Genomic DNA, 25343 nt, shown 5'->3' with positions numbered 1-25343 from the left:
TTGCCGACGCCGCAGCAGCCAAGGCGCCTGCTGCGTCGTCCCGGTGCAGCCGTTTACTGCGGCTTGGCAAACACATCCAGTCCTTTGCCAGTTTCCAGCAGCGACTTCAGGCTCGACAGCACGATCGGCCAGCCCTGGCGGATGCCGGTATCCATGCCGCTGCCGGGTTCCAGCTCGTCGTGGGTGACGGTCAACCGCACCATGTCCTGGTAGGGCACGATGTCGAAGGTGACACGGCTGTAGGCATCCGGGTTCTCGGCCTGGGAGGCAGCGGCCCAGGTGATGATCAGCCGCGAGGGTGGGGTGCTTTCCACCACTTCGCCGACCAGTTCGACCGAGCGCGTTTCGTTGGCGCGCACATGCTGCCAGCGCGAGCCGGGCTTCCAGTCCGAGACGTTCTCGTGGGCCCAGTAGCGGCTGGCGATCTCGGGGCGGGTGATGGCCTCGAACACCTTCTGCGGGGTCGACGCGATGTAGATCACGTGGATGAAGCGGGTGGACTCTGCGGACATCGTCATTCTCCTTCCAGTTCTCGTTTCAGGTCATGCAGCAGGCTCAGGCGCTGCTGCTCGAACTTGCGTACCCAGCGCTCGTAGACTTCGTGCAGGGGCACCGGGTTGATGAAGTGCAGCTTCTCGCGGCCACGGCGCACGGTGCTGATCAGGTTGGCGTCTTCCAGCAGGCCCAGGTGCTGGGTGACCGATTGCCGGGCCATGTCCAGGTGCTCGCACAGCTGGCCGAGCGTCTGCCCGTTGTCTTCGCAGAGCAGATCCAGCAGCGTCCTGCGCGTGGGGTCGGCCAGTGCCTTGAACACCTTGTCTGCATTCATGCGCGGCGTCTTCAGTTCCAGTTGTCGATCCTGATGTCGTGTGGGTTGGGCTGGCCCTTGCCGGATTCCACCAGCGCTTTGAGGCTGAGCAGGAAAACCGCCCACTTGGTGCTGCAGTGGGAGGTGAACTCGACGCGCTCTTTCCAGCCTTCATGGGTGAACAGCACGATGCAGTAGTCACCTTCCTGTTTCAGCACGAAGCGCGCGTGGGTGCCGATCCATTCGGCAGGGCCGGCGAGGAACCGCCACAGCACGAGCTCGCCTGGAACAAGCTGCTCAAGTTCCATTTCCATGGCGCCGATTTCCTGGCCGTTGTTCGTGAAGCGCGCCTTGACCGTGCCGCCGACCTCGCGGTCGCCCTGGGTGTCTTCAGCCCACCAGGCGGCGACGCCTTCGGGGGTGGCCAGAGCCTGGTACACCTGGCTTGCGGGGGCCTTGATGCCGACCCTGTGTGCGATATCGACCATTGCAGGTTCCTCGCGTGGGCGGACAGGTGCCGTCCTTGGGTGGACTATAGGCAGGTAAATGCCTGCATGTCAAATCCGGTGGACGGGGGGCTGGATCAATACACTGGGCACCTGCCAGGCATGGCCTGGCACTACTGGATCTACGGGACGTCAAGGAGTGCAGGCATGACTGAAGCTGGAAAGGAAATCTTGAACATCCGCCGCGCCAACGTAGACGATGCCCCTGCGGTGCTGATGCTCTTCGACGAAGTCATCGAATGGTTCGTGTCGATCGGCAACCTGCAGCAGTGGGGCAGCGAACCGTGGTCGACGATGCCGCGCCGGATCACCCAGGTGACCGATGCCTGCGCGCTGCCGGGTGCATGGGTGGCGCAGAACGAGCAGGGTGACGTGCGCGCGTTCCTGGCGCTGGGCGAATCGATGCCCTATGTGCCGGCGCCCACCGTGCCGGAGCTGTATGTGCGGGTACTGGTGGCATCGCGTGACGCCCGCGTGCGCGGCATCGGCCGTCGCTTGATGGCCTTTGCCGATGAGCAGGCGCGCGCTGCCGGGCTCGACCATCTGCGTGTGGACTGCTACGGCGGTGGCAACGGTGATCTGGTGCGCTTCTATGAGACCTGCGGCTACACGCGCATCGCGCCGTTCAATGTGGATGGCTGGCCGGGCATGCTGCTGGGGCGACAGCTCTGACGTGGCTGCGTCATTCGGTCACAGCGTGCGTGCAGGAAACGGTACATCGGTTCGGCGCTAGAGTAGGGGCATGACCTGCATGGAATGGCTGTGTCATTCCACTGCGGGTTCCTGATGACCCCCTCCAGGAAGGAGCAACGCATGTACTACAGCAGTGGCAACTACGAAGCCTTTGCGCGCCCGCGCAAGCCCGCCGGTGTCGATGACAAGCGCGCATGGTTCGTCGGTTCGGGCCTGGCCTCGCTGGCCGGCGCCGCGTTCCTGGTGCGCGACGGCCGCATGGCCGGTGAGCGCATCACCATTCTCGAGCAGCAGCAGATTCCCGGCGGCGCGCTGGATGGCCTGAAGGTGCCGGAGAAGGGCTTCGTGATCCGCGGCGGCCGCGAGATGGAAGACCACTTCGAGTGCCTGTGGGATCTGTTCCGCTCGATTCCGTCGCTGGAGATCGAGGATGCCAGTGTGCTGGACGAGTTCTACTGGTTGAACAAGGATGATCCGAACTATTCGCTGCAGCGTGCCACGATCAATCGCGGTGAAGATGCGCACACCGACGGCCTGTTCACGCTGAGCGAGCAGGCGCAGAAGGACATCATCGCGCTGTTCCTGGCCACCCGGCAGGAGATGGAGAACAAGCGCATCGACGAGGTGCTGGGCCGCGATTTCCTGGACAGCAACTTCTGGCTGTACTGGCGCACCATGTTCGCCTTCGAGGAATGGCATTCGGCGCTGGAGATGAAGCTGTACCTGCACCGCTTCATCCACCATATCGGCGGCCTGCCGGACTTCTCGGCGCTGAAGTTCACCAAGTACAACCAGTACGAATCGCTGGTGCTGCCGCTGGTGAAGTGGCTGCAGGACCAGGGCGTGGTGTTCCAGTACGGCACCGAGGTGACCGATGTCGACTTCGATCTGGCGGCCGGCCGCAAGCAGGCCACCCGTATCCACTGGACGCGCGAGGGCGTGGCGGGTGGCGTGGATCTGAGCGCGGATGACCTTGTTTTCATGACAATCGGTTCGTTGACCGAGAATTCGGACAACGGCGATCATCAGACGGCTGCGCGTTTGAACGAGGGGCCGGCGCCCGCCTGGGACCTGTGGCGCCGCATTGCCGCGAAGGATGAGGCCTTTGGCCGCCCGGATGTATTCGGCGCGCACATTCCGCAGACCAAGTGGGAGTCGGCGACGGTGACCACGCTGGATGCACGCATTCCGGCCTACATCCAGAAGATCGCCAAGCGCGACCCGTTCAGTGGCAAGGTGGTGACCGGCGGCATCGTCAGTGTGCGTGACTCGCGCTGGTTGATGAGCTGGACGGTGAACCGCCAGCCGCATTTCAAGAACCAGCCCAAGGATCAGATCGTGGTCTGGGTGTATTCGCTGTTCGTGGATACGCCTGGAGACTACGTGAAGAAGCCGATGCAGGACTGCACCGGCGAAGAGATCACCCGCGAGTGGCTGTACCACCTGGGCGTGCCGGTGGAGGAGATCGACGAATTGGCCGCGACCGGCGCGAAGACGGTGCCGGTGATGATGCCGTACATCACCGCGTTCTTCATGCCACGCCAGGCCGGTGACCGCCCGGACGTGGTGCCTGAGGGAGCGGTGAACTTCGCCTTCATCGGCCAGTTCGCCGAGTCGAAGCAGCGCGACTGCATCTTCACCACCGAGTACTCGGTGCGCACGCCGATGGAAGCGGTGTACACCCTGCTGGGCATCGAACGTGGCGTGCCGGAGGTATTCAATTCGACCTATGACGTGCGCTCGCTGCTGGCCGCCACCGGTCGCCTGCGCGATGGCAAGGAGCTGGATATTCCCGGGCCTGCGTTCCTGCGCAACCTGCTGATGAACAAGCTGGACAAGACCCAGATCGGTGGCCTGCTGCGCGAGTTCAAGCTGGTACAGGAGGACTGAGCGCGCGTCAGCGTGGAGGGGAGCGCGCCGGCAACACCGCGGATCAGTCTGCCAGCACGTTACCCGCTCCTTCGCCATAGGTTGCCCTGGCGCTGCCACACACCGCGTAGGTGGCAGCGCTGGCTGGCAGGCCAGTGGCCTTGATGCCGCGCCGCGAATCGCCGTCAAAGACCTCGGCGTAGCGTTCGGCGGTCAGCGCGTCATCGGGCAGCATGTACAGCAGGACGCGCTGCAATGTGGATTGCCCCTGCAGCAGCTGCGGCTGCCGGAATGCCGGCACCTGCACGCGCGCGCTGTGCCACCGCGTCGGCGCGTCTGCAGTCTGCCAGCGCACCTGCAGGGGTTGGTTGAGCGGCAACAGCGCGGGACTGACCGGGTAGCCGTAGGCCGTGCAATCCCGGGGCGCTTCCGGGATGTTCGCGATGGCCCCGTCGCCGATGTCCAGTGTGAGGCCATTGATTTCCACCCGCAGGATGGGCGCACTGCCGTAGTTGTGGATCTTGAACAGCGCCAGGCCTTCGAAGCGGCTGCGCTCCAGATCATCGGTGGTGAAGCCACTGAGGCGTGCGAGCGCGGGCGCGACCTCTACGTGATCGCTGTAGTGGTAGTAGATATGCACGAGCTCGGGTGTACCCGCACGTCGCCAGGCCGCGTTGAATGGCGCAAGGTCAGGGTAGGTCCGACGGACCAGCGGCACATCGGTGACGGCGCGATCTCCAGACGGTGTGGCGTAACGGTAGTGGTCGACGGAGCGCTTCAGGCGCGCTTGTTCATACGGGAAGGCCCTGTCTGCATCGGACTGCGGGTTGGGGTAGCGGTGGAAGGCCAGGAAGCGCTGGGGCGTTTCGCCCTGCATGGGCAGATCCGGGCCAGCGCCAGAACCGGTGGATGCATACGGCGAGGTGTCCAGCCAAAGGGGTTGCCCGCTGAAGTTGACGTGCAGCTCGGCGATGGACGCGCGTGAGCCGCCGGCCAGGCTGTCCACACTGCCTTGCAGGAAGTGCCACAGTGGAATGATGAGCATGGCGGCGGCGGTTGGCACGAACATCAGCACGTGTATGCGGCCCGGCACCTGCCCGCGCTGTCGCACCATGTAGCGCAGCCACACCAGCAGCAGGACCAGCAGCAGCGGGAGGCCGACCCAGATCGCGATGGTGGCCAGCGCCACGACGCCCCAACCCAGGTTGGGGCTGGCCACGGCAATCAACGAGAGCGTGGCGATCAGTGCCGCCAACAGCAGCGATACGCCGATTCCAACGCGGTAGGTCCTGTAGGGGCTGTCGGTCATCACCGGTCCGTCGGCAGTGCGGGGCATGCCCCTATAGTGCAGTGGTGGTGATGGCGTGGAAAGTCGTCGACGAAGAGGGCGGGGGGCCTTGCCTGCCGGCCAGAGGCCGGCATTACCCGGGGTTCAGCAGCCGACCAGGCGGTCCGCACTGATGCCGTTGCGATGCTGGCTGCGGTACTCGGTGGGGCTGGCATCGACCTGGCCACGGAAGTGCCGACGGAACGACTCCTGCGAACCAAAGCCGGCCTGCTCGGCAATCCACTGCAGTGGCCGGTCGGTGGTTTCCAGCAGCTCACGCGCGAAGGTCACGCGCTCGCGGATCAGCCAATCGATGGGCGACAGGCCGGTGGCTTCCAGGAACTGCCGCTGCAGGGTGCGCTGGCTGAGCGCGGCCTGCTCGGCGAGGCTGCCGAGTGAGTGTGGCTCGCGCAGGTTGCGGCGCATCCATTCCATCAGCTTTGCCAACCGTGTGGGCTCGCCATTGGGAATGGCGCGGCTGACGCGTTGGCTGCGCCCGGCGTCACGCCATGGCGCCAGTACCAATCGTTCGGCCACCAGGTTGGCCACGCGGGCGCCGTAATCCTTGCGCACCATGTGCAGCATCATGTCCATGCCGGTAGCCGAGCCGGCCGAGGTGATGATGCTGCCGGTGTCCACGTACAGCACATCCTCGCGCACATCGATGCGTGGGAACTCGCGTGCCAGCGCTTCGGTGAGGCGCCAGTGAGTGGTGGCCTCGCGGCCATCGAGCAGCCCGGCCCAGGCCAGCACGAACGCACCGGAGCAGATCGACGCGATGCGTGCGCCGCGTGCATGGGCGCGGATCAGTGCATCGAGCAGGCCCTGCGGCGGACGTTCGCTGGGTTCGCGCCAACCGGGGATGACGATGATGTCGGCGTCATCGACGCTGCTGAGATCGTAGGGCAGCTGCACCTGGGTGCTGCCGAGCATGCGCAGTGCGCCGGGCTCGCCGGCGCACAGCTGGGTGCGGTACCAGGCCACGCCCAGTTCAGGCCGTATCGGTGCGAACAGGCCGACCGCACAGCCGAACTCGAACAACCCCTGGCCGTGGCAAGCGACGATGGCGACGAGTGGTGCGGCGGGATCGGCGGAAGGGCTGTGCATGGCCTGATGCTACGGGTGGTGGTGCGTGGCGCAGAGTGGTGCGCGGGCATGAGGTGATGCCTGCGGGGTATATGGAGGCCGGGGTTGGAGGCCGGGGTCGGATCCCTTCCGAAGGAAGGGCTCTGACCCCGTGTATTCAGGTCGCCTAACGTCATTACCAGCGGTCATGTGGGTGGCCGGATATGACGGTTGGGTGACGCGATCCCGCCTGTCGCCGTGGGTGAACAGGCCCTTGAATGGAAGCGTGTTTCCGGCCCACCCCCACGAGCCCCCATGCCTGCCGCCTACGCCCCAGCCTTGAGCACTCTTGCCGTCCTGATCGCCGCTGCCCTCGCTGCATCGCCCAGCCATGCGGCGGAAGCCGATGCAGACCCTGCCACTACGGCAGCCACCGCCAATGTGGCAGCCTCCACGCTGGATGCGGTGGTGGTCACCGGCTCTCGCACCAGCACGCGCACGGTGAAGAACAGCTCCACGCCCATCGATGTGATTTCCGCTGAAGACCTCGCCGCCACCGGTCAGGGCAATCTGCTGGAAGCCCTGCAGCGCAGCCTGCCGTCGCTGAGCCAGATCGGCGGTTACCAGAGCGATCAGGAAAGCCTGATCCGCGGCTACCAGCTGCGCAATCTGTCGCCGGGTTACACCCTGGTGCTGGTCAACGGCAAGCGCCGCAATGCCAGTGCCTATGTGAGCGGTGCCAATGGGGGCGGCTTCCCCGGACATGCGTGGGCGGACCTGGCGTTGATTCCGGTCTCGGCCATCGACCATGTGGAAGTGCTGCGTGATGGTGCCTCCGCCATCTACGGCTCGGACGCGATCACCGGCGTGGTCAACGTGATCCTGAAGTCGCAGGCGCACGGTGGTGATGTGTCGGTGGAGAGCGGGCAGGGCACCGATGGTGATGGTTCGCGAACCAGCGTGCGCGCCAACGTCGGCCTGCCGTGGGGCCAGGATGGCTTCGTCAACCTGTCTGGCGAGACCACCCGCCAGCATCATGCGATCCGTACCCGTCGATACATCGATGGCTACCTGAGCTATCCGGCAGTGGATGGCAGCGGCAATCTGGTGGCGCTGCGGCCGAACAATCGATTGCCAGCAGGTGCTGCGCCGAACCCGGCCGAGGCCAACCGCGATGCCGAGGCCAACACCATCCTCAGCTCGCCGTCCTATGCGTTGAAGGCTTTTGCAGTGAACGCGGGCCATGGACTGGGTGAGAGCGCGCAGTTTTATGCCAATGCTACGGCCAGTGACCGCACCGCACAGGCGATCCAGAATTTCCGTCTGCCGGCGACCATCTTCACCACCTACAGGGCGCCCGGCGTGCTGAGCGTGTTTCCCGATGGCTTCCTGCCGGTGCTGGAAACCAAGGAGAAGCAGTACACCGGTACGGCCGGTGTGAAAGGTCAGATCGCCGGTTGGGACTACGACGCCAGCCTGACCGGCAACCGCAGTACGGTGCGCACCTATACCCGCAATTCGGTGAACTACTCGCTGCCGTATCCCGGTTCGCCCACGGATTTCTATGACGGCAAGCTGGACTACCAGCAGGGCATTGCCAACCTGGACCTGCGGCGCGGCTTCGAGGTGGCGGCATTTGCTTCGCCGCTGGAAGTGAGCGCGGGCGCCGAGTATCAGCACGAGCAGTACGAGCGCGGAGCGGGGCAGTGGGAGTCGTATACCGGCTTCGGCGCTGCAGCGTTCGTCGGCTATTCCACTGCGGACGCGGTGAAGGCGACCCGCAACAGCAAGGCGGTGTACGTGGGTGCCGCCACCAACATCACCTCGCGCTGGTACCTGGATGCGGCCGCGCGCTGGGAGGACCATTCCGACTTCGGCAGTGTCTCTACCGGCCGCCTGACCACGCGATTCGACTTCACCGACGCGCTGGGCGTGCGCGCCACGGTCAGCAATGGCTTCCATGCGCCCAGCCTGGGCGCGCAGTATTATCAGGCCACCGGCAGCTGCCCGTGCGGCACCACGCTGGTGGCGCAGGTGTCTTCGCCCGCGGCGATTGCGTTGGGTGCCACACCGCTGAAGCCGGAAAAGGCCACCAACTACAGCCTGGGCGTGACCTGGGACCCGAGCCCGGCGTTCCATCTGGCGGTGGATGCCTATCAGATCGACATCCGCGGTCAGCTCGGCCAGTCCAGCCAGATCGGCTACAACGCGCAGGATCCGGCGCGCGTCACCGACAACAGCGGCACGGTGCTGAGCGCGGCGCAGAAGAACACCATCGATGCGCTGCTGGGTTCGGCCGGCATCAGCATCCTGCCGGGTGATGCGTTCTACGCCAGCTACTTCACCAACGTGGGCAATACCCGTACGCGCGGCGTGGAGCTGACCCTGGAAGCGAACCAGGAAACCGCGTGGGGCAAGCTGCGCTGGAGCTATGCCGCCAACGTCGGCCGCACCACCATCCAGAAGGTCAGCGACATTCCGGCGGCGCTGCAGGGGCTGCCGAACATCAACCTGCTGACCAGATCCAGCGAGTACGCGCTGCGCTTCCGCACGCCCAGCTATACGCAGGTGGCGGGACTGGGCTGGCAGAAAGGGCGCTGGCGCTCGAACGTGGACTTCACCTACTACGGCCCGATCAAGCGCCTGAACAACGGCGTGGAGTACAGGCAGCCGCCGGTGCTGGTGACCAACCTGTCCGGTGGCGTGGAGCTGGGCGCGGGCTGGAGTGCGGCGCTGGGCATCAACAACGTGTTCGACAAGCGAACCCGCAAGGTGCCGGAGTACGCGCGCAGTGCCACCGATGTGGCGAGTATCGAGACCACGTGGGACAGCGGCGATGTGCTGAGCAATGTGGGTGCGTATTGGTTTGGCCGGGTCAGTTACCGGTTCTGAGGTGGGAAGCAGTCGAGCATGGCTCGACTCTACAAAAGCGAAAGGCAGTCGAGCATGGCTCGACTCTACAAAAGCGAAAGGCAGCCGAGCATGGCTCGGCTCTACACGGGAGCAGTTCATGTCTTCTGCATTGAAGGTGGTTGCGTTGGTGGGGTCACCGACCAGCTCGGCGACGTCGCGCACGTTGTTGCTGGCGCGGCATCTGCTGGACTCGCTGCAGCAACGGGTGCATGCCAGCGTGGAGATGGTGGAGCTGGCGCCGATCGCGCGCTCGCTGGGCCAGTCGTTGTCGCGGGGTGAGGTGGAGCCGGCGGTGGAACAGGCACTGCAGACCATCGAGGCGGCGGAGCTGCTGGTGGTGGCCGCGCCGGTGTATCGCGGCTCTTATCCCGGGTTGTTCAAGCACCTGGTCGACTTCATCGGGCTGGAGGCGCTGGTGGATGTGCCGGTGCTGCTGGCAGCCACCGGCGGCAGCGAGCGCCATGCGCTGGTGATCGACCACCAGTTGCGACCGTTGTTCAGTTTCCTGCAGGCGCACACGCTGCCGATCGGGGTGTATGCCACACCGGCCGACTTCGAGGGCGGGCACATCAGCAGTGCGGCCTTGCAGGCACGCATCGAACTGGCGACCGAGCGTGCAGCGGGGCATCTGGCCACGCAGGCACTGGCGGTAGCGGCGCCGCTGAGACGTATTGCCTGACGCCATAACCGGCGGCGCTTTGCTTATGGCTACGCCGCATCTGCGTGGCCGGATCTGACCGCCGATTGTCGCCAGCCGTCGCTGCTGCGGCTGCCGGCATCTCTAGCATCGATATCGAAGCGGCATCGCATTGCCGGCCCCGATGAGGACGACCCCAGTGACTTTCGACGCAGCAAGCAAACCCATCCTGTTCCTGCTCGACCGTGAGTTCGAGGACGGCCAGATTCCCGGCCAGCGCTTCTTCTGCCGGCACAGCCTGTTGCTGGAGGGCGCGCTGTCGAGCATCGACGGCCTGGACGCGCAGCTGGACGTGCGTCGCATCGGCTTCGCGCGGCCGCGCAGCGAGGTGATTGCCGAGATCGGCGAGCAGGACCAGTCGCTGCCGAAGCTGGTGCTGCCGCAGGGCGTGCGCAGCGAGCTTGCCAGTGGCGCGCACCAGGACCGCCAGTACATCTCCGGCGCCGAGCCGATCCTGGCCGCGCTGAACGGGTTGCTCGGCATTCCCGTGGCCCACCCCTGAGCGAGGACACGACCATGAGCTATCAAATAAGCGTGCTGGACAAGAGCCCGGTGGCCGAAGGGGCGTCGCCGGAGCAAGCGCTGCGCAACAGCCTGCAGCTGGCGCAGCGCGCCGAGCAGCTGGGCTACCACCGCTATTGGTTTGCCGAGCACCACGCTGCACCGACGCTGGCCAGCCCTGCACCGGAAGTGCTGGCTGCGTGGGTGCTGGCGCAGACCCGGCGCATCCGCATCGGCAGTGGTGGGGTGATGCTGCGCCACTACGCGCCGTACAAAGTGGCGGAGAACTTCAATCTGCTGGCGGCGTTGGCGCCAGGGCGTGTCGATCTGGGCGTGGGCAAGGCCCCCGGTGGCCTGCCGGCCTCGACCGCGGCGCTGGCAGCCGGGCGTCCGGCGTTCGCCGACTTCGACCAGCAACTGCGCGACCTGGAAGGTTATCTGTCCGGCGCCGACACCGAGGCACAGGCTCGGCCGGTTCCGCAGCAGGCACCGGAGCGCTTCCTGCTCGGGGCCAGCCCGCAGAGCGCGCAGCAGGCGGCCGAGCTGGGCTGGCGCTTTGTCTATGCCGCGCATTTCGATGGTGACCCGAAGCATATCGAGGCCGCCTTCGATGCCTACCGCACCGTTTCTACGCAGCCGCCACTGCTGGCCACGGTGGCGTTCGCCGCACCAACTGCCGAAGCCGCAGCGCGTCATATCGGCGCGCTGCGCGTCTACAAGCTGCACCTCGGCCCCGGCCAGACGGTGAATCTGCCCAGTCCCGAGGCGGCTGCCGAGTACGCGCGCCAGGTGGGCGTGGCTGACTTCCGCATCGAGGAGACACGCCCGAGCGTGTTGTCCGGTGATGCGCAGCACGTGCGTGACGAACTGGATGCGCTGCACCGGCGCTTCGGCGTGGGCGAGTTCATCCTCGATGCGCCGGTGGCTGACCTCGACGCACGCCTGACATCCCTTGAACTGCTGTCGCCCGCGCCGCGCGCGGCGGTGGCCTGACCTGCAGGAGCGATTCCCATGAGCACGACCCCGCGCCACATTCCGTTCGGCATCATGCTGCAGGGTCCTGGCAGCCACATGCATGCCTGGAAGCATCCCTCCAATCCGGCCGATGCCAGCGTCAACCTGCAGTTCTACATCGACATCGCGCGTACCGCCGAGGACAACGGCATCGCCTTCGGCTTCGTGGCCGACGGCCTGTACATCAACGAGAAGTCGATCCCGCACTTCCTCAATCGCTTCGAGCCGATCTCGCTGCTGTCGGCGCTGGCCACGGCGACGAAGATGATCGGCCTGGCGGGCACGCTGTCGACCTCCTACAGCGATCCGTTCACCGTGGCCCGGCAGTTCGCTTCGCTGGACCTGCTCAGCGGCGGTCGTGCGGGGTGGAACGTGGTGACGTCGCCGCTGGAGGGTTCGGGACGCAACTACGGTCGCCCGCATCCGGAGCACGCGCTGCGCTACCAGATCGCCGACGAGTACCTGGACGTAGTGCAAGGGCTGTGGGATTCCTGGGACGACGATGCCTTCGTGCGTGAGCGCGACAGCGGCACGTTCTTCGCGCCGGATAAGTTCCGCCGCCTCGACCACAAGGGCCGCTTTTTCCAGGTGGAAGGGCCGCTCAACATCCAGCGTTCGCCACAGGGCCAGCCGGTGATCTTCCAGGCCGGGTCGTCCGACGATGGCATCGCGCTGGCCGGCAAGTACGCCGATGCGGTGTTCACCCATTCGCCATCGCTGGAGGAGACCCGCGCGTTCACCCAGAAGGTGAAGAACTCGGCGATCGCCCACGGCCGCAGCGGCAATGACGTGAAGATCTTCCCGGGCATCGGCCCCATCGTCGGCCGCACCGCGGAGGAGGCTGAAGCCAAGTACCAGGCGATTGCTGCGCTGGCCACGCTGGAGGATGCGCTGGCCTATCTCGGCCGCTTCTTCGACCACCACGATTTCAGCCAGTACGATCCGGACGCGCCGTTCCCGGAGATGGGTGACATCGGCAGCAACTCGTTCCGTTCCACCACCGACCGCATCAAGCAGGATGCGCGTGAGAAGGGTCTGAGCCTGCGCCAGGTGGCGCTGGAAGCGGTGAGCCCACGGCCAAATTTCATCGGTACGCCGGAGCATGTGGCCGATGAGCTGATCCGCTGGTTCGATGCCGGCGCGAGCGATGGCTTCATCCTTGGTTTCGCTGCACAGCGCGAAGGCCTGGACGATTTCGTGACCCAGGTGCTGCCAATCCTGCAGGCGCGCGGCTACCACCAGCGTGAGCTGGAAGGGCAGACTCTGCGCGCGCATCTGGGCCTGCCGTACAAGGCCAGCCGCCATTCGACCGACGCCGAACCGGCGCGGAAGGTGGGGTAAGACGATGAGCGGAGACACATCGGTAGCGCCGGGCCACGCCCGGCGGAACTCGCCGGCAACAGGCGTACTGCCTGAAATCGCGGCACGCGCCGAGGCGGCCATCGCGATCCGCCATGACCTGCACCGCCACCCGGAGCTGGCTTTCGAGGAGCACCGCACCAGCGCACGCGTGGCTGAGCTGCTGCAGCAATGGGGCTATGAGGTCACCACCGGTCTCGGTGGCACCGGCGTGGTCGGTACGCTGCAGCGCGGGCAGGGCAGCCGTCGCCTTGGACTGCGTGCCGACATCGATGCACTGCCGATCCATGAGGATTCCGGCCTGGCCTACGCCAGCCAGAACGAGGGGCTGATGCATGCCTGCGGCCACGATGGGCATACCGCCATCCTGCTGTCCGCGGCGCACTACCTGGCCCATCACGGCCGCATCGACGGCACCCTGCAGCTGGTGTTCCAGCCGGCCGAGGAAACCGGTTCGGGGGCCTCGAAGATGATTGCCGACGGCCTGTTCGAACGCTTCCCGGTGGATGCGATCTATGGGCTGCACAACTGGCCGGGCGTGCCGGTGGGGCACTTCGGCTTCGTCGACGGTCCGGCGATGGCGTCGGTGGACTGGGCGCGGCTGAAGGTGATCGGCAAGGGCGGTCATGGCGCCGAGCCTCAGGGCAGTGTCGACCCGATCCTGGCGGCGGCGCATATCGTCACGGCGCTGCAGAGCGTTGTCTCGCGCAATGTGGATCCACGGCAGATGGGCGTGGTCACCGTCGGTTCGATCCACGGCGGGCAGGCCGCCAATGTGATCCCGGACGTAGTGGAGCTGAAGCTGACCGTGCGCGCCTACCTGCCCGAGGTACGTGACACCCTGCGGCGCCGTGTTACCGAGGTCGCCGAGCAGACCGCCGCCGCGTTCGGCGCGCGCGCGGAGATCGAGTTCCCGCGTGGCTTCCCGAGCGTGATCAACAACCCGCAGCAGACCGCCTACATCCGCGACGTGGCCGTGCAGGGCTTCGGCAGCGAACACGTGGTACCGGAGTTCGCGCCACGCACGGCCAGCGAGGATTTCGCCTTCCTGCTGCAGGCGCGGCCGGGCAGTTTCGTGTTCGTCGGCAACGGCGACAGCGCACCGCTGCACAGCCCGCGCTATGTATTCAACGACGCCGCCATCGCACCCGCCGCCAGCCTGTGGGCGCGGCTGGCTGAAGACTATCTGGTGAAGGACGTGGCATGAGCAGCAACGAACGCTTCCTCTACACCTCGGTGGATGATCCACTGGCGCGGCCGCTGTTCGATGGCCTGGAGCAGGAGTACGACAGCCGCTACGCCGACGTGCGTCGACGCATCGGCGGCAGCGCCCGCGAGGAACTGCAGCGCTACCCGGCGCAGGCGTTCGCGGCGCCGGTAGGGGCGTTCGTGTTGCTGCTGCGCGATGGTGTGGCGATCTCCGGCGGTGCCTTCATGCCGCACCGCGATCCGGACACCGCCGAGTTCAAGCGCATCTGGACGCTGCCGGGCCTGCGCCGCCAGGGCATCGCGCGGCGTGTACTGCAGGAACTGGAGGACCAGGCGGCGCGCCAGGGTTACCGACGGGTGTTCCTGACCACCGGCTTCCGCCAGCCTGAAGCCGTCGGCCTGTACCTCAGCCACGGCTACACCGCGCTGTTCGATCTGGAGGCCGATCCGGAATCCATCGCCCACTTGCCGTTCGAGAAGCACCTGGGCGTATCGGCGCCAGCCGCCGTGCCATCACAGACCGAGCTGCACGGAGCCCACGCATGAGCACGCCTTCGACCGTGCTGGATGGCATTGCCACACGCCCGGCGCCCACCCCGGCGTTGAAGATCGTGCCGGCCCGGCATCCTCTGCAGGTGGTCGGAACCCTCCTGGCGCTGGCTTTGATCCTGATCGGGCTGCAATCAGTGCTTGGCAATCCGCGCTGGGGCTGGGGCACGTTCGCCGAGTGGTTCTTCGCACGCCCGGTGCTGGAAGGCCTGGGTCGCACGCTGCTGCTGACCGCGTTGGGTACTGGCCTCGGTTTCGCGCTGGGCACCTTGCTGGCGTTGGCCCGCGTCTCCGGTTCGCCGCTGCTGTCGGCGGTGTCGTGGGGCTATGTGTGGCTGTTCCGCTCGATTCCGCTGCTGGTGCTGTTGCTGCTGTTGAACAACCTGGGCTACCTGTACAGCACCATCGAGCTGGGCGTGCCGTTCACCGGCATCAGCCTGTTCTCGTACCCGACCACGCAGCTGATCGGTGTGTTCACCGCCGCAGTGCTGGGCCTCACCTTGAACCAGGCCGCGTTCTCGGCCGAGGTGATCCGTGGCGGCATTCTGTCGGTCGACCATGGCCAGTACGAAGCCGCAGCGGCGCTTGGCCTGCCACGTGGCCGCCAGGTGCGCCGCATCATCCTGCCGCAGGCGATGCGCTCGATCCTGCCGGCAGCGTTCAACGATGTGATTGGCCTGGCCAAGAGCACCTCGGTGGTCTACGTGCTGGCGCTGCCGGAGCTGTTCTACACCGTGCAGGTGATCTACCGGCGCAACCTGGAAGTGGTGCCGCTGCTGATGGTGGCCACGGTCTGGTACCTGGTGATCCTGACCGTGCTGTCGCTGCTGCAGCGACGGGTGGAGCAGCGCTTCGCGCGCGGCCAGCTGCAGCGCGAGCGTTCGGTATCGCGTGTCTCGTCACCGACGCGCGCCACAGGTGAGGCTGCACCGCGCGTGGTCAATCGCCCGCGCATCGCCGCGCAGGTTGAAGCGGGCGAGGGGGCATCGGTATCGCTGCATGGTGTGGGCAAAGTGTTCGGCGACCAGCCGGTGCTGGAAGACGTGAACCTGGACCTGCGCGCTGGCAGCGTGACGGTGCTGATCGGCCCGTCCGGCGCCGGCAAGTCCACGTTGCTGCGGCTGATAAACCACCTGGAACGTGCCGACAGCGGTTACGTGACCGTCGGCGGCCAGCTGATCGGCTACCGCCGCGATGGTGACACCCTGTACGAGCTGCCCGAGCGTGAGATCCGCCGCCGTCGTGCGGAAGTGGGCATGGTGTTCCAGGGATTCAACCTGTTCCCGCACCTGACCGCGCTGGAGAACATCATCGAGGCACCGATCGCAGTGCGTGGCGTGTCGCGTGCGCAGGCCGAGCAGCAGGCGCGGACATTGCTGGAGCGGGTCGGCCTGGCCGACAAGGCCGATGCCTTCCCGCGCCAGCTGTCCGGCGGCCAGCAGCAGCGCATCGCGATTGCCCGTGCGCTGGCGCTGCAACCGAAGGTACTGCTGTTCGACGAACCCACGTCGGCACTGGACCCGGAGCTGGTGGCCGAAGTGCTCAGCGTGATCGAGGAGCTGGCCCGTTCCGGCACCACGCTGGTGATCGTCACCCATGAGCTGAGCTTCGCCCGCCGGGTGGCTGACCACGTGGTGATGATGGACCAGGGCCGGGTGATCGAGCAGGGCACGCCCGAGGCGCTGTTCGAGCGCCCGCGCCAGCAACGCACCGCCGATTTCCTGGCCAAGACCCTGTAACCCCGGAAGGAAGACCATGAGCCCTGCAGCACCGCGTCGCCCCTCACGCAGCACCCTGTTGATCGTGGGCGTGCTGGTCATCGGCATCGTCGGCATTGTCTATTCGCGCGTGCGTCAGGCACCGGATGCCGGCACCGTGGCCGCAACCAGCCTGGCGGGTGCGAACACCGCCATCCTGAAGGGCACGCTCGATCCGAAGGCGCAGGCGTTGATCCCGGCCGACTATCGCTTTGTCACGCCCGGTACGTTCACCGTGGCCACCCATCCGGGGCAGCTGCCGCTGGCCGACTACGGCGCCGACAGCAAGGACGTCGTGGGCATCGAGCCGGACATCGCACGGCTGATCGCCGATGGGCTGGGCCTGAAGCTGGTGATCGTGCCGGTGGCGTGGGCCGACTGGCCGTTGGGGTTGGAATCAGGCAAGTACGATGCGGTGCTGTCCAATGTGACGGTTACCGAAGAGCGCAAGAAGAAGTTCGACTTCTCCAGCTACCGCTACGACCTGCTCGGCATCTATACGCGCACTGATGGGCCGATCCAGAAGATCGAAAAGCCGGCTGACGTGGCCGGGCTGAAGGTGGTGGTCGGCGCCAGCACCAACCAGGACCAGATCCTGCGCCAGTGGGACCAGCAGAACATCGCCGCTGGCTTGAAGCCGGTGGAGTACCAGTACTTCGATGACGCCGTGGTTGGGCGGCTGGCGGTGATCACCGGGCGCGCCGATGTCTCGTTCGAGCCCAACGCCACCGGCGCCTATTCGGCGCGCGATGGCAAGGTGCGGCGTGTGGGCCTGTTCCCGGGGGGCTGGCCGAACGCCGCGGCGATCTCGGTGACCACGCGCAAGGGCAGCGGCCTGGCTGATGCGGTGACGCAGGCGCTGAATACCCAGATCGGCAGTGGCACCTATGCGCAGGCGCTGAAGCGATGGAATGTGGCCGAGGAGGCCGTGCCGCAGTCGCAGACCAACCCGCCGGGGCTGCCGACGCTCTGACGCCGGGCATCGCCCGGCAGCTACCGCTGCTTTTGTAGAGCCGAGCCATGCTCGGCTGCAGTTCGCGTGGTGTGCGATGCGTCGAGCATGGCTCGACTCTACAAGAGCATCCACGCATGGCGTGGATCTATTCGCAGAGTCTGATTTCTGTAGAGCCGAGCCATGCTCGGCTGCATTACCAGACCGCTTCCAACGTCCGGAACGGTTTCGCCAGGCGCACGCCCTCGGCATCGAAGTCGGAAACGCTACGTCCATCCACGCGCACAGACTTCGGCGCGGTCCGGCTCGGCCACCACATGCGCACGGCGGTGTCCTTGCGCAGCCCTTCGCCAAGCGTGACCGTCAGCGTGCCGTCGCGCTGCCGCGCCTGCATCTGCAACGCGCCATACGCGGTCGGCAGACGCTCCACCGCCAATCCATCGCCCGCCACCCACGAAGGCGGTGTGCCCGGCAGCAATGACAACGCGTCATCGTCCTCGCGCATCAACATGCCGAACAGCGTGCGGCCGTATTCGGCACCGATCCAGGTATGCGGCATGTCGCCGAGGTAGCGCGGGAAGCGCAGCCGTGAATGCACCACTTCGGCCAGCACCTGCCACTCAAGCGGGCGCCGATCATGCAGCAGTCCCTGCAGCAGCTCATCGGCCACCTGCGGCTGGCCCAGGTGCACATAGCTCAGCACATTGCGGATCTCGTACGGTGTGTACGCGTACAGCGCACCGGGCTGGCTGCGCTTGCGGACGTCCTCCAGGTAGCGCGCGAAGGTGGTCCGCAGCGCCTCGGCGGGCAGCACGCTCTGTGCGCCGGTCGGGTCCAGTGCGATCGAAACTCCGGTGGGATCGCCATCGCCGAGGTCGGCCGAGGAGGGAATGAAGTCGATGCCCTTCCACGCCATCGTCGCCCGGATCGAGGCGTGCAGCGCGTCGTAAAGCAGTTTGTACTGTTCGCGTGCCCACACTGCAGTCTCGTGGTCGCCCAGCGATTCAGCCAGCCACGCGCCGTCGTGCCAGCCCTTCAATCCCCAGTAGTCATCCCAGTAGCTGTGAGTGGGCGAGGGGTAGCCCTCGTGGCTGATCGACGGCGCAAGAATGCCGGCGAAGCGCTCCGGCGCTGGCTGGTCGGCCTTGTAGCCGGGCACCAGCGTGCGTTCGCGTAGTTCCTGCAGGAAGCGCAGCGCTGCCTTCACTTTCGGCAGATAGGCACGTACCGATTCGGGTCCGCCATCGAGGCGCGCGACATCGGCCACCAGCGCCACGTACTGGCCCTGGCTGTCGTACTCGATATCCGAACCGAAACCGGTGTTGACGCTGCCATCGTCGTTGAGGATCGGCGAGACCAGGCCGTTGGCATGCACGCCGTGTTCGCTGTACCAGCCCAGATAGTCGCGCGCGACCTTGGCTTCACCCATGCGCAGCAGCATCGCCGAGGTGGCCATGCCGTCGCGGATGAAGGAGCGGTTGTAGTTGCGCGGGCCGGGCTGCATGGCCGGGCCGGTCTGGTTGATCAGCATGTAGGCGGCCTGCGCACGCAGCATGTCGACCAGTGAGGGATCGGGCAGGCGCAGGCCGACCTGGCCCAGCCGTGCCTGCCAGTCCGCGGAGGCCTGCGTGGCCAGGGAATCGAACGCCGCATTGGCATCGCGGGGCAGTGTTGCTAGATCGAGCGCAGGCGCTTCGGGCAGTGCGCCCTTGGTATCGGCGGCGGTAGTACCCAGCGGGAACGCGACCACGATGGCATCGCTGGCCCCCGGTGCCAGTGATACGCGGTAGTTCAACGCAGCCGAGGCAAGACCCTCGTCGTCGCGCGCCTGTTGCGTGGAGGGCAGCTGGCCGGCAGCGAGGGTCGCGGTGATTTCCGTTGCGCCATCCTTGCCGAACGGCGCCGCGCCGGACGCAGCCACCGGCGTGAGCGACTGCAGCAGCGTGCGTCCATTGATGCGCACCGTGTTGGCTTCGACGGCGACCTCGCGGATCGGCGACAGCCCGCCGTTCTGCCACGGCGGATTCATCTGCATCGGGCGCACGACCAGGCTGAGCGTGCCTTCGATCCTGGCGCTGCCTGTGTTGTGCAGGCGATGCCGCAAGAACGTTACCGGCTGGCCGTCGCGCTCGATGGCGAATACCTCGCTGCGCAGCTCCAGGCCGGGCTGCGGTGACCAGGTGGCGGAGGGCATCGGCTTCCAGCCATCCCGCAACGCGTGCTGTATCGGCTGTCCTGCCGCGCCAGCGGCACGCCCGTCAGCGCCACGCCAGATCGGCTGCACCAGCGGCGCGCCCTTGAAGGCTTCCAGATTGCCGTATTCGTCGAAGATCGATTTCTGTCGTCCTGCGTGCACACCGACGGCGGTCCAGTAGGTCTGCTGCATCTGCAGCGATGCCGGGAACAGCGCGCGCTGAGCGCCGCTGGCGGTGATCTGGTATCGCTTCATCGGCGTCATTACCGCCTTTGGCCCGAGCAGGCGCAGTCGCGCGACCTGCGGTGCGGGGCCGTCCACGCTCAGCCGGAACGCACGCAGGGGTTGTGCCGTGTCAGCAGCCAGCCAACTCTGCCGATGGCTGGCCGCCTGTGCATCGTGTGCGAGGTCCTGCCAGCGGCCCTGTGCATCCTGCGCCTGCAAGCGGGCGGCGCCGCGCCCGCCATCGGCCCAGTCGACCGCGAGACCGGCCGTGGACTGGGTGCGAGGCAGCATGATCTCGAGCGTATGGGATCCACCTTTTCCGGCTGGAACCGCGACGGTGCCACCGCCTTGCCAGAGCGCCGCCGCCTGCGCTGCATCGACACCGCTGATGCGTGCGCTGAGCGTGCTGTCCAGCGGCTCCATTTCGAAGATGGACACGCCCCAATCGGACGTGCGCTGCGGGCTGGCCAACCGCAGGTAGCGCGCCTGGCGTGGCGCGAAGTACAGCGTTTCCACGTCACCCAGCGAATCGGCCATGGTGTAGGCGGTCTGCCACTGCGTGCCGTCCAGCGAGGTCTGCAGCGAATAGCCTTCCGGGTTGGAGACATCCCAGGTGAGGCGTGCGCCGGCCAGCATTGTTGGCGCGCCGAGGTCGATCTGGAACCAGTGGCCCGGACTGAAGGCACCGCCGGTCACCGTCTTCGGATCGTTGTCGATCAGGTGGCTGATGGCCATCGCCGGAACCTGTTGCGACGACGCACTTGCCTGCCACTGGTCGCGGGCTGGCAGGTTCTGGGCATGCGCGGACATGGCCAGCCCGACAAACAGCAGGACCGCGGTGGGGCGGAAAGAGGAGGGCAGCTTGAGGACCGTGGAGCGTTCAACGCGAAATGCCATTACAGACAGCCTCGCAGGTTCGGCCGGGATCGGGCGAGCGCTACGCTAGCAAGTGATGTAACCGTTTACATGACGCGCTGCGGTAAGGGATGCGGCGGGCGTTGACGGATGTGGCTCTGGACGCATGGCCAGGATCGCCTAGGGTCATTGCCCAAGGTCGAATTGCCCGGGTTGTCATTTGACAACCCGGGTATGTCATGTGCAGACTAGGGAGAGCAAGGAATGTCTCGTGCTCGTCATCCCGACAAGGACGTCGAATGGGTACTGCGGTTCGCGGAAGCTCGAGGTTGGACCCTCCGTGTAGGTGGGAGCCATGCGTGGGGCCGCATGTATTGCCCTTACAACGACACCGACTGCCGATGTGGAGAGTTCTGCGTCGTGAGCATCTGGAGCACGCCGCGCAGTCCTGGCAATCACGCGCGCGCCTTGCGCCGTGTGGTCGAGAACTGCAGTCGTGAGCAATGAGATCAGGCTTCGTCAGAAGCGAAGGGGGCAATCATGGAATTCAACTTCACCCTGAAATACCGCCTGGCGGACACAGGTGATGAAATCGGCGTCCTCGAGCAGCGCCTGGCCGAAGGCGGCTGTGACGATGCGCTTGTGGGCCTTGGGCTACCGGGAAGGCTGGCCCTGGCTTTCTGCCGCGAAGCGGAAAACGCAGCGGCTGCCCTGCGTTCGGCGTTGGACGATGTGCAGCGGGCCGTGCCCGGTGCCGAGCTGGTTGAAGTGAGCCCCGATCTGGTGGGGCTCACTGACGTAGCAGACCTGGTCGGAATGTCGCGTCAGAACATGCGGAAGCTCATGCTGGCCAACCCGCAGTCGTTTCCGTCCCCAGTGCATGACGGCTCGACCTCGATCTGGCACCTCGTCGACATTCTCGGTTGGCTGCGAGCGCGTGGCAGCGACAAAGTCACGGTGGAAATGACGGAACTCGCCGCTGCCGCGTTGCAGCTCAATCTGGACCGGGAAGGGCGCAGGCTTCACTCAAAGACGTAGTGGCGGCAAGAATCGGCGACCACCTCACTAAAGCTCCACCGTCTCCCACCAGCGTGTACCCGCCTGCGGCGCCTGCATGTCCAGCGCTTCGCCCATCATCGGCGTGGCCACCGGCACGTTCTTTGCGCCAGCCAATGCAGTGATGCGCTCGAACGGCTGTTGCCAGGCGTGCAGCGCCAGATCGAAGGTGCCGTTGTGGATCGGCAGCAGCCACTTGCCGCGCAGGTCAAGGTGAGCCTGCAGGGTCTGCTCGGGCTGCATGTGCACGAAGGCCCAGCGCGGGTCGTAGGCACCGGTTTCGATCATGGTCAGGTCGAACGGGCCGTACTTCTCGCCGATGGCCTTGAAGCCGTCGAAGTAGCCGGTGTCGCCGCTGAAGAAGATGCGGAAGTCGCCGTCCTGGATCACCCATGACGCCCACAGGCTGCGATCGCTGTCGCCCAGACCGCGGCCGGAGAAATGCTGTCCCGGGGTGGCGGTCAGGCGCAGGCCGCTGGCTTCGGTCGACTGCCACCAGTCCAGCTGTTCGACCTTGCTGGCGTCCACGCCCCACGCAATCAACTGGTCGCCCACGCCCAGCGGTGCGATGAAGCGCGCGGTCTTGCCGGCCAGCTGCATCACCGCGGCATGGTCGAGGTGGTCGTAGTGGTTGTGCGAAAGGATCACGCCGGCGATCGGCGGCAGCTGGTCGATGCTGATCGGCGGCGCGTGGAAGCGGGCCGGGCCCATCCACTGCACCGGCGAGGCGCGCTCGGAGAACACCGGATCGGTCAGCCAGTATTGGCCACGCAACTTCAGCAGGATCGTGGAATGCCCGAGCCGGAACAGGCTGCGATCAGGCGCGGCGTCCAGGGTTGCACGGTCCAGCGGCAGCACGGGAATGGGGTGGGCGGGCACGGTGCCCTTGGGCTTGTTGAACAGGAACGTCCACCAGATCTCCGCGCCATCGCGCACGCCCATCGCCGGACGCGGCAGGGCATTGCGGAACTTGCCGTCGCGGTACTGCGGCGAATCGGGGAAGTCGGGGAGGGACCAGGACTTGCAGAAGGTGTAGGCGGTCACGGCGAGGATTCCAAGCAAAAGGACAAGGAGCAGGCGCTTCATGGGTGACGTCCGCTGGGTACACTGCACAGTGTAGTTTCGTGTTTTTCAAAAGTACACTGCCGGGTGTAAAATGGTGGCGTCCGTTCAGCTATCCGGTTTCCGCCATGTCCCGTGCCCCGCAACGCCTGACCGACCGCAAACGCGAAGCCATCGTGCGTGCGGCGGTGGAGGAGTTCCGTGCATCGGGCTACGAGGCGACCAGCATGGACCGCATCGCCGAGGTGGCCGGGGTCTCCAAGCGCACCGTCTACAACCACTTCCCGAGCAAGGAAGCGTTGTTCTCGATGATCCTGGAGGAGCTGTGGGAGCGCAGCGTGGCCAGCGACGCACTGCCGTACCGCGCCGACCAGCCGCTGCAGGCGCAGCTGATGCAGCTGCTGGGGCAGAAGCTGGAGCTGCTCAGTGATGCCAACTTCATCGACCTGGCGCGAGTGGCGATGGCCGAAATCATCCACTCACCGGAACGGGCGCAGGCCATCGTCTGCCGCATGGGCGAGAAGGAAAGTGGCGAGAGCGCATGGATCCGCGCGGCAATCGCCGATGGCCGGCTGCGCCAGGTCGATCCGGAGTTCGCCGGCCACCAGCTGCACGGGCTGGTGAAGAGCTTTGCATTCTGGCCGCAGGTGACGATGGGGCAGGCGCCGTTGAACGAACAGGAGCGCGCACGCGTGGCCGAATCGGCGGTGGCGATGTTCCTGGGTTACTACGCGGTCTAGCTGGCGGCGAAGCGGCGGAACTCGTCGGCCGGCAGCGCCGCCGAGTACAGATAACCCTGGCCGACATCCACACCCAGTGCGCGCAGTTGCTGTTCCTGCGCGAGGGTTTCGGTACCCTCGGCCACCACGATCGCACCGCAGCGATGCGCGACTTCGACGATGAAGCGAACGATCGACTGCGACTTGGCGTCGGACAGCGTGGCAATCAACGCCTGCTCGATCTTGACCTCGGCGATGGCCAGCTGCGAGAGCAGGATCAGGGTTGAATAGCCGGCACCGAAATCATCCAGTGACAGCGTGACCTCCGCCGCCAGCAGCTGTGCGATGTTGGCATCGACCACGTCGCGCTCGACGATCTCAGTCCATTCGACGATCTCCAGGCGCAGCATCACGCCGGGCACATCGTGCAGTGCCAGCAATTCCTGCAGGCGCAGGCCGAAGTCGGGCAGGCGCAGTGACTCGGCCGAAACGTTCACGGCGATCTTCAGCTGCGAGCCATCGCGTCGGCACTGCTGCAGGAAGTGGATGGCCGACTGCAGCGTGGCCCATTCCAGTTCAGCCAACCGCCCCTGTCGGCGCAGCAGCGAGATCACCCGCATCGGCGCGATCAGCCGGCCCTCGCCGTCGCGCATGCGCAGCAGTGCTTCGGCGCCGACCAGCTGGCGATCCTGAAGGCGATGCTTGGGCTGGTAGCACAGGGGGGCATCTCCCTGCTGCAACCAGCGTTCGAGGGCGACTTCGATCAGGGCGTCGATCTCGCTGTCGCGCTGGATCGGATCGTCGAAGAACACAACGCCTGATTCGATCGCACTCAGCGCCACGGTGATCGCGCGGAACGGAAGATGTCCTTCGTCGGCATCGGCTGGGGGCTTCAGTTCGACCACCGCACAGCGGAACAGCGGCCGGAAGCCGGGCCAATCGCGGCCGACCCGATCGGCCAGGTTGCTGGCCAGCTCGGTGATCTGCGGCTGCGTGCGCAGTTCGGACAAGGTCAGGTCGCGCACCAGGATCGCCAGCGCGGCATCGCCGAACTGGTAGATCTCCAGCTGCCCGGCTGGCAGCGAGGGCAGCAGCCGATGCACCTCGTCGGTGCTGTCGCGCTGCCACAGGCCGTTGTCCTGCAGCAGCCCGTAGCGCAGGCGCAGATCGCGCAGGTTGCCCATCTCGGCCACGATCAGGCAGGCCTTGCCGATGCCGTCGTTGTCGCGCCAGTAATGCTGCAGGCGTTCGCCAAGTGCACGCATGTTGGGCAGGCCACTGATCGGATCGATGCGCAGCCAGGCCTGTTCGCGCTGACGCTGTGCATCGATCTGCGCATCGTTGTAGACCAGCGCGAACACCGCGCCGAGCATCAGCAGCGATAGTGGCAGTGCCAGCAGCCGCTGGATTGCCAACTCCTCCACGGGCAGCTGATTGGCGCCGATGATTGCGACGCCCAGTGCCAGGCCCAACGCAGTGACGGCGATACGCACGCCCCAGGCCTGCAGGATCACGCGCAGCGAGAGCTCATTGAGCATGCGCGGGTGCAGGCGCCTGCGCAGCCAGACGCCGGCCAGCATCTGCAGCGTGGCCTCGAGGCCGGCCGGCAGGAAATACTGGGTGCCGGCAAACTGGTAGCGCGCCAGCAGGCTGGCGGCCAGGCAGGTCAGGCCGCCGCGCCAACCGCCCAGCAGGCCACTGACCAGCAGGATGTCGAAGCCGAGGTGCAGCTTGACCACTCCCTGGGTGTAACGGGCCACGAACCAGGAATTGAACAGGTAGATCAGGCCCAGCGCCACGCCGACATACAGGCGACGGCCTTCAATGGCATGGCCGGCGCGGCGGGTGGCGATCAGCAGCACGCCGATCATGCCGATCACCGCCGTGGCCTGCAGCAGGTACAGCGGCAGGCTGGGCAGGGCGCTGTCCAGGACCTGGGCCGAGACCCGTGAAAGCGCATCCATAGCAGGTTCCCGCCTGTGACCGACGGCCAGTGACGAGCAGCGTAGTCGC

General features: G+C 66.1%; 21 protein-coding genes. 13 read left to right on the top strand and 8 right to left on the bottom strand.

The window, feature by feature from the left end; translation table 11 throughout:
• Positions 1-53: 53 nt before the first annotated feature.
• From R1L06_RS05425 to R1L06_RS05415, 3 genes are read right to left on the bottom strand one after another with little or no spacing between them, the layout of a single operon-like run.
• A complete protein-coding gene (locus R1L06_RS05425; protein WP_317217120.1) occupies positions 54-512 on the bottom strand; it encodes an SRPBCC family protein in 459 nt (152 codons plus the stop codon).
• A 2-nt stretch (positions 513-514) separates the two neighbouring features.
• Entirely contained in the window at positions 515-829 is a 315-nt protein-coding gene (locus R1L06_RS05420; protein WP_005416268.1) for an ArsR/SmtB family transcription factor, read from the bottom strand.
• 11 nt (positions 830-840) lie between these two features.
• A complete protein-coding gene (locus R1L06_RS05415; protein WP_317217119.1) occupies positions 841-1296 on the bottom strand; it encodes an SRPBCC family protein in 456 nt (151 codons plus the stop codon).
• A 165-nt stretch (positions 1297-1461) separates the two neighbouring features.
• Here R1L06_RS05415 and R1L06_RS05410 point away from each other — a divergent pair, with 165 nt between their 5' ends.
• Both R1L06_RS05410 and R1L06_RS05405 read left to right on the top strand, forming a co-directional pair.
• Complete coding sequence (locus R1L06_RS05410) at positions 1462-1986, top strand: GNAT family N-acetyltransferase (protein ID WP_317217118.1); 525 nt, start codon at positions 1462-1464, stop codon at positions 1984-1986.
• A gap of 141 nt (positions 1987-2127) precedes the next feature.
• The gene (locus tag R1L06_RS05405) at positions 2128-3897 is read left to right on the top strand and encodes an oleate hydratase (RefSeq protein WP_317217117.1); all 1770 of its coding nucleotides are present in this window, start codon (positions 2128-2130) and stop codon (positions 3895-3897) included.
• A gap of 43 nt (positions 3898-3940) precedes the next feature.
• Here R1L06_RS05405 and R1L06_RS05400 read toward each other — a convergent pair whose 3' ends face one another.
• Together R1L06_RS05400 and ftrA are read right to left on the bottom strand one after the other, a co-directional pair.
• Positions 3941-5185 (bottom strand): hypothetical protein, encoded by a 1245-nt coding sequence (locus R1L06_RS05400; RefSeq protein ID WP_317217116.1) that lies wholly within the window; start codon positions 5183-5185, stop codon positions 3941-3943.
• A gap of 123 nt (positions 5186-5308) precedes the next feature.
• Positions 5309-6310 carry a transcriptional regulator FtrA gene (ftrA, locus tag R1L06_RS05395; RefSeq protein WP_317217115.1) on the bottom strand — a complete coding sequence of 334 codons (1002 nt, stop codon included), beginning with the start codon at positions 6308-6310 and terminating at the stop codon, positions 5309-5311.
• A 273-nt stretch (positions 6311-6583) separates the two neighbouring features.
• On the opposite strand from ftrA, the gene R1L06_RS05390 reads away from it, so the two are divergent.
• From R1L06_RS05390 to R1L06_RS05350, 9 genes are all read left to right on the top strand, one after another.
• Entirely contained in the window at positions 6584-9160 is a 2577-nt protein-coding gene (locus tag R1L06_RS05390) for a TonB-dependent receptor plug domain-containing protein (protein ID WP_317217114.1), read from the top strand.
• Positions 9161-9278: 118 nt separating this feature from the next.
• Positions 9279-9860, top strand: coding sequence for an FMN reductase (gene msuE, locus R1L06_RS05385; RefSeq protein WP_317217113.1), 582 nt, complete (start codon positions 9279-9281; stop codon positions 9858-9860).
• A gap of 142 nt (positions 9861-10002) precedes the next feature.
• On the top strand, positions 10003-10380 hold the full coding sequence (locus R1L06_RS05380) for a DUF3088 family protein (protein ID WP_373695413.1): 378 nt from the start codon (positions 10003-10005) through the stop codon (positions 10378-10380).
• 14 nt (positions 10381-10394) lie between these two features.
• Positions 10395-11372, top strand: coding sequence for an MsnO8 family LLM class oxidoreductase (locus R1L06_RS05375; protein ID WP_317217112.1), 978 nt, complete (start codon positions 10395-10397; stop codon positions 11370-11372).
• Positions 11373-11390: 18 nt separating this feature from the next.
• The gene (locus R1L06_RS05370) at positions 11391-12734 is read left to right on the top strand and encodes an LLM class flavin-dependent oxidoreductase (RefSeq protein ID WP_317217111.1); all 1344 of its coding nucleotides are present in this window, start codon (positions 11391-11393) and stop codon (positions 12732-12734) included.
• 4 nt (positions 12735-12738) lie between these two features.
• The gene (locus R1L06_RS05365) at positions 12739-13959 is read left to right on the top strand and encodes a M20 aminoacylase family protein (protein WP_317217110.1); all 1221 of its coding nucleotides are present in this window, start codon (positions 12739-12741) and stop codon (positions 13957-13959) included.
• On the top strand, positions 13956-14507 hold the full coding sequence (locus R1L06_RS05360) for a GNAT family N-acetyltransferase (protein WP_071228934.1): 552 nt from the start codon (positions 13956-13958) through the stop codon (positions 14505-14507). The genes R1L06_RS05365 and R1L06_RS05360 overlap by 4 nt, the downstream gene beginning before the upstream one ends.
• Positions 14504-16249, top strand: coding sequence for an amino acid ABC transporter permease/ATP-binding protein (locus R1L06_RS05355; RefSeq protein ID WP_317217109.1), 1746 nt, complete (start codon positions 14504-14506; stop codon positions 16247-16249). Before R1L06_RS05360 ends, R1L06_RS05355 begins: the two co-directional genes overlap by 4 nt.
• A 16-nt stretch (positions 16250-16265) precedes the next feature.
• Positions 16266-17240: an ABC transporter substrate-binding protein gene (locus R1L06_RS05350; RefSeq protein ID WP_317217108.1), complete on the top strand. Its 975-nt coding sequence runs from the start codon at positions 16266-16268 to the stop codon at positions 17238-17240.
• Between the two features lie 175 nt (positions 17241-17415).
• On the opposite strand, the gene R1L06_RS05345 is transcribed toward R1L06_RS05350, so the two are convergent.
• Positions 17416-20535, bottom strand: coding sequence for a galactose-binding domain-containing protein (locus R1L06_RS05345; RefSeq protein WP_317217107.1), 3120 nt, complete (start codon positions 20533-20535; stop codon positions 17416-17418).
• Positions 20536-21033: 498 nt separating this feature from the next.
• Between R1L06_RS05345 and R1L06_RS05335 the strand changes: the two genes are divergently transcribed.
• Entirely contained in the window at positions 21034-21531 is a 498-nt protein-coding gene (locus R1L06_RS05335) for a helix-turn-helix transcriptional regulator (RefSeq protein WP_032129747.1), read from the top strand.
• A 27-nt stretch (positions 21532-21558) separates the two neighbouring features.
• On the opposite strand, the gene R1L06_RS05330 is transcribed toward R1L06_RS05335, so the two are convergent.
• Positions 21559-22635: an MBL fold metallo-hydrolase gene (locus tag R1L06_RS05330; protein WP_317217105.1), complete on the bottom strand. Its 1077-nt coding sequence runs from the start codon at positions 22633-22635 to the stop codon at positions 21559-21561.
• A 104-nt stretch (positions 22636-22739) separates the two neighbouring features.
• Here R1L06_RS05330 and R1L06_RS05325 point away from each other — a divergent pair, with 104 nt between their 5' ends.
• On the top strand, positions 22740-23351 hold the full coding sequence (locus tag R1L06_RS05325) for a TetR/AcrR family transcriptional regulator (RefSeq protein WP_049398557.1): 612 nt from the start codon (positions 22740-22742) through the stop codon (positions 23349-23351).
• On the opposite strand, the gene R1L06_RS05320 is transcribed toward R1L06_RS05325, so the two are convergent.
• The gene (locus R1L06_RS05320) at positions 23348-25294 is read right to left on the bottom strand and encodes an EAL domain-containing protein (RefSeq protein ID WP_317217104.1); all 1947 of its coding nucleotides are present in this window, start codon (positions 25292-25294) and stop codon (positions 23348-23350) included. The two genes, R1L06_RS05325 and R1L06_RS05320, sit on opposite strands and share 4 nt — an antisense overlap.
• Positions 25295-25343: the final 49 nt, after the last annotated feature.

Source organism: Stenotrophomonas mexicanensis, from assembly GCF_032911605.1.
Taxonomy (GTDB): Bacteria; Pseudomonadota; Gammaproteobacteria; order Xanthomonadales; family Xanthomonadaceae; genus Stenotrophomonas; species Stenotrophomonas maltophilia_A.
Note: the sequence above shows the minus strand (reverse complement) of the source record. Positions and strands in the feature narration are given on the sequence as shown.

Coding starts and splice junctions, on each gene's coding strand:
- R1L06_RS05425 (WP_317217120.1), bottom strand. CDS start 512: ATGTCCGCAGAGTCCACCCGCTTCATCCACGTGATCTACATCGCGTCG.
- R1L06_RS05420 (WP_005416268.1), bottom strand. CDS start 829: ATGAATGCAGACAAGGTGTTCAAGGCACTGGCCGACCCCACGCGCAGG.
- R1L06_RS05415 (WP_317217119.1), bottom strand. CDS start 1,296: ATGGTCGATATCGCACACAGGGTCGGCATCAAGGCCCCCGCAAGCCAG.
- R1L06_RS05410 (WP_317217118.1), top strand. CDS start 1,462: ATGACTGAAGCTGGAAAGGAAATCTTGAACATCCGCCGCGCCAACGTA.
- R1L06_RS05405 (WP_317217117.1), top strand. CDS start 2,128: ATGTACTACAGCAGTGGCAACTACGAAGCCTTTGCGCGCCCGCGCAAG.
- R1L06_RS05400 (WP_317217116.1), bottom strand. CDS start 5,185: ATGACCGACAGCCCCTACAGGACCTACCGCGTTGGAATCGGCGTATCG.
- ftrA (WP_317217115.1), bottom strand. CDS start 6,310: ATGCACAGCCCTTCCGCCGATCCCGCCGCACCACTCGTCGCCATCGTC.
- R1L06_RS05390 (WP_317217114.1), top strand. CDS start 6,584: ATGCCTGCCGCCTACGCCCCAGCCTTGAGCACTCTTGCCGTCCTGATC.
- msuE (WP_317217113.1), top strand. CDS start 9,279: ATGTCTTCTGCATTGAAGGTGGTTGCGTTGGTGGGGTCACCGACCAGC.
- R1L06_RS05380 (WP_373695413.1), top strand. CDS start 10,003: ATGAGGACGACCCCAGTGACTTTCGACGCAGCAAGCAAACCCATCCTG.
- R1L06_RS05375 (WP_317217112.1), top strand. CDS start 10,395: ATGAGCTATCAAATAAGCGTGCTGGACAAGAGCCCGGTGGCCGAAGGG.
- R1L06_RS05370 (WP_317217111.1), top strand. CDS start 11,391: ATGAGCACGACCCCGCGCCACATTCCGTTCGGCATCATGCTGCAGGGT.
- R1L06_RS05365 (WP_317217110.1), top strand. CDS start 12,739: ATGAGCGGAGACACATCGGTAGCGCCGGGCCACGCCCGGCGGAACTCG.
- R1L06_RS05360 (WP_071228934.1), top strand. CDS start 13,956: ATGAGCAGCAACGAACGCTTCCTCTACACCTCGGTGGATGATCCACTG.
- R1L06_RS05355 (WP_317217109.1), top strand. CDS start 14,504: ATGAGCACGCCTTCGACCGTGCTGGATGGCATTGCCACACGCCCGGCG.
- R1L06_RS05350 (WP_317217108.1), top strand. CDS start 16,266: ATGAGCCCTGCAGCACCGCGTCGCCCCTCACGCAGCACCCTGTTGATC.
- R1L06_RS05345 (WP_317217107.1), bottom strand. CDS start 20,535: ATGGCATTTCGCGTTGAACGCTCCACGGTCCTCAAGCTGCCCTCCTCT.
- R1L06_RS05335 (WP_032129747.1), top strand. CDS start 21,034: ATGGAATTCAACTTCACCCTGAAATACCGCCTGGCGGACACAGGTGAT.
- R1L06_RS05330 (WP_317217105.1), bottom strand. CDS start 22,635: ATGAAGCGCCTGCTCCTTGTCCTTTTGCTTGGAATCCTCGCCGTGACC.
- R1L06_RS05325 (WP_049398557.1), top strand. CDS start 22,740: ATGTCCCGTGCCCCGCAACGCCTGACCGACCGCAAACGCGAAGCCATC.
- R1L06_RS05320 (WP_317217104.1), bottom strand. CDS start 25,294: ATGGATGCGCTTTCACGGGTCTCGGCCCAGGTCCTGGACAGCGCCCTG.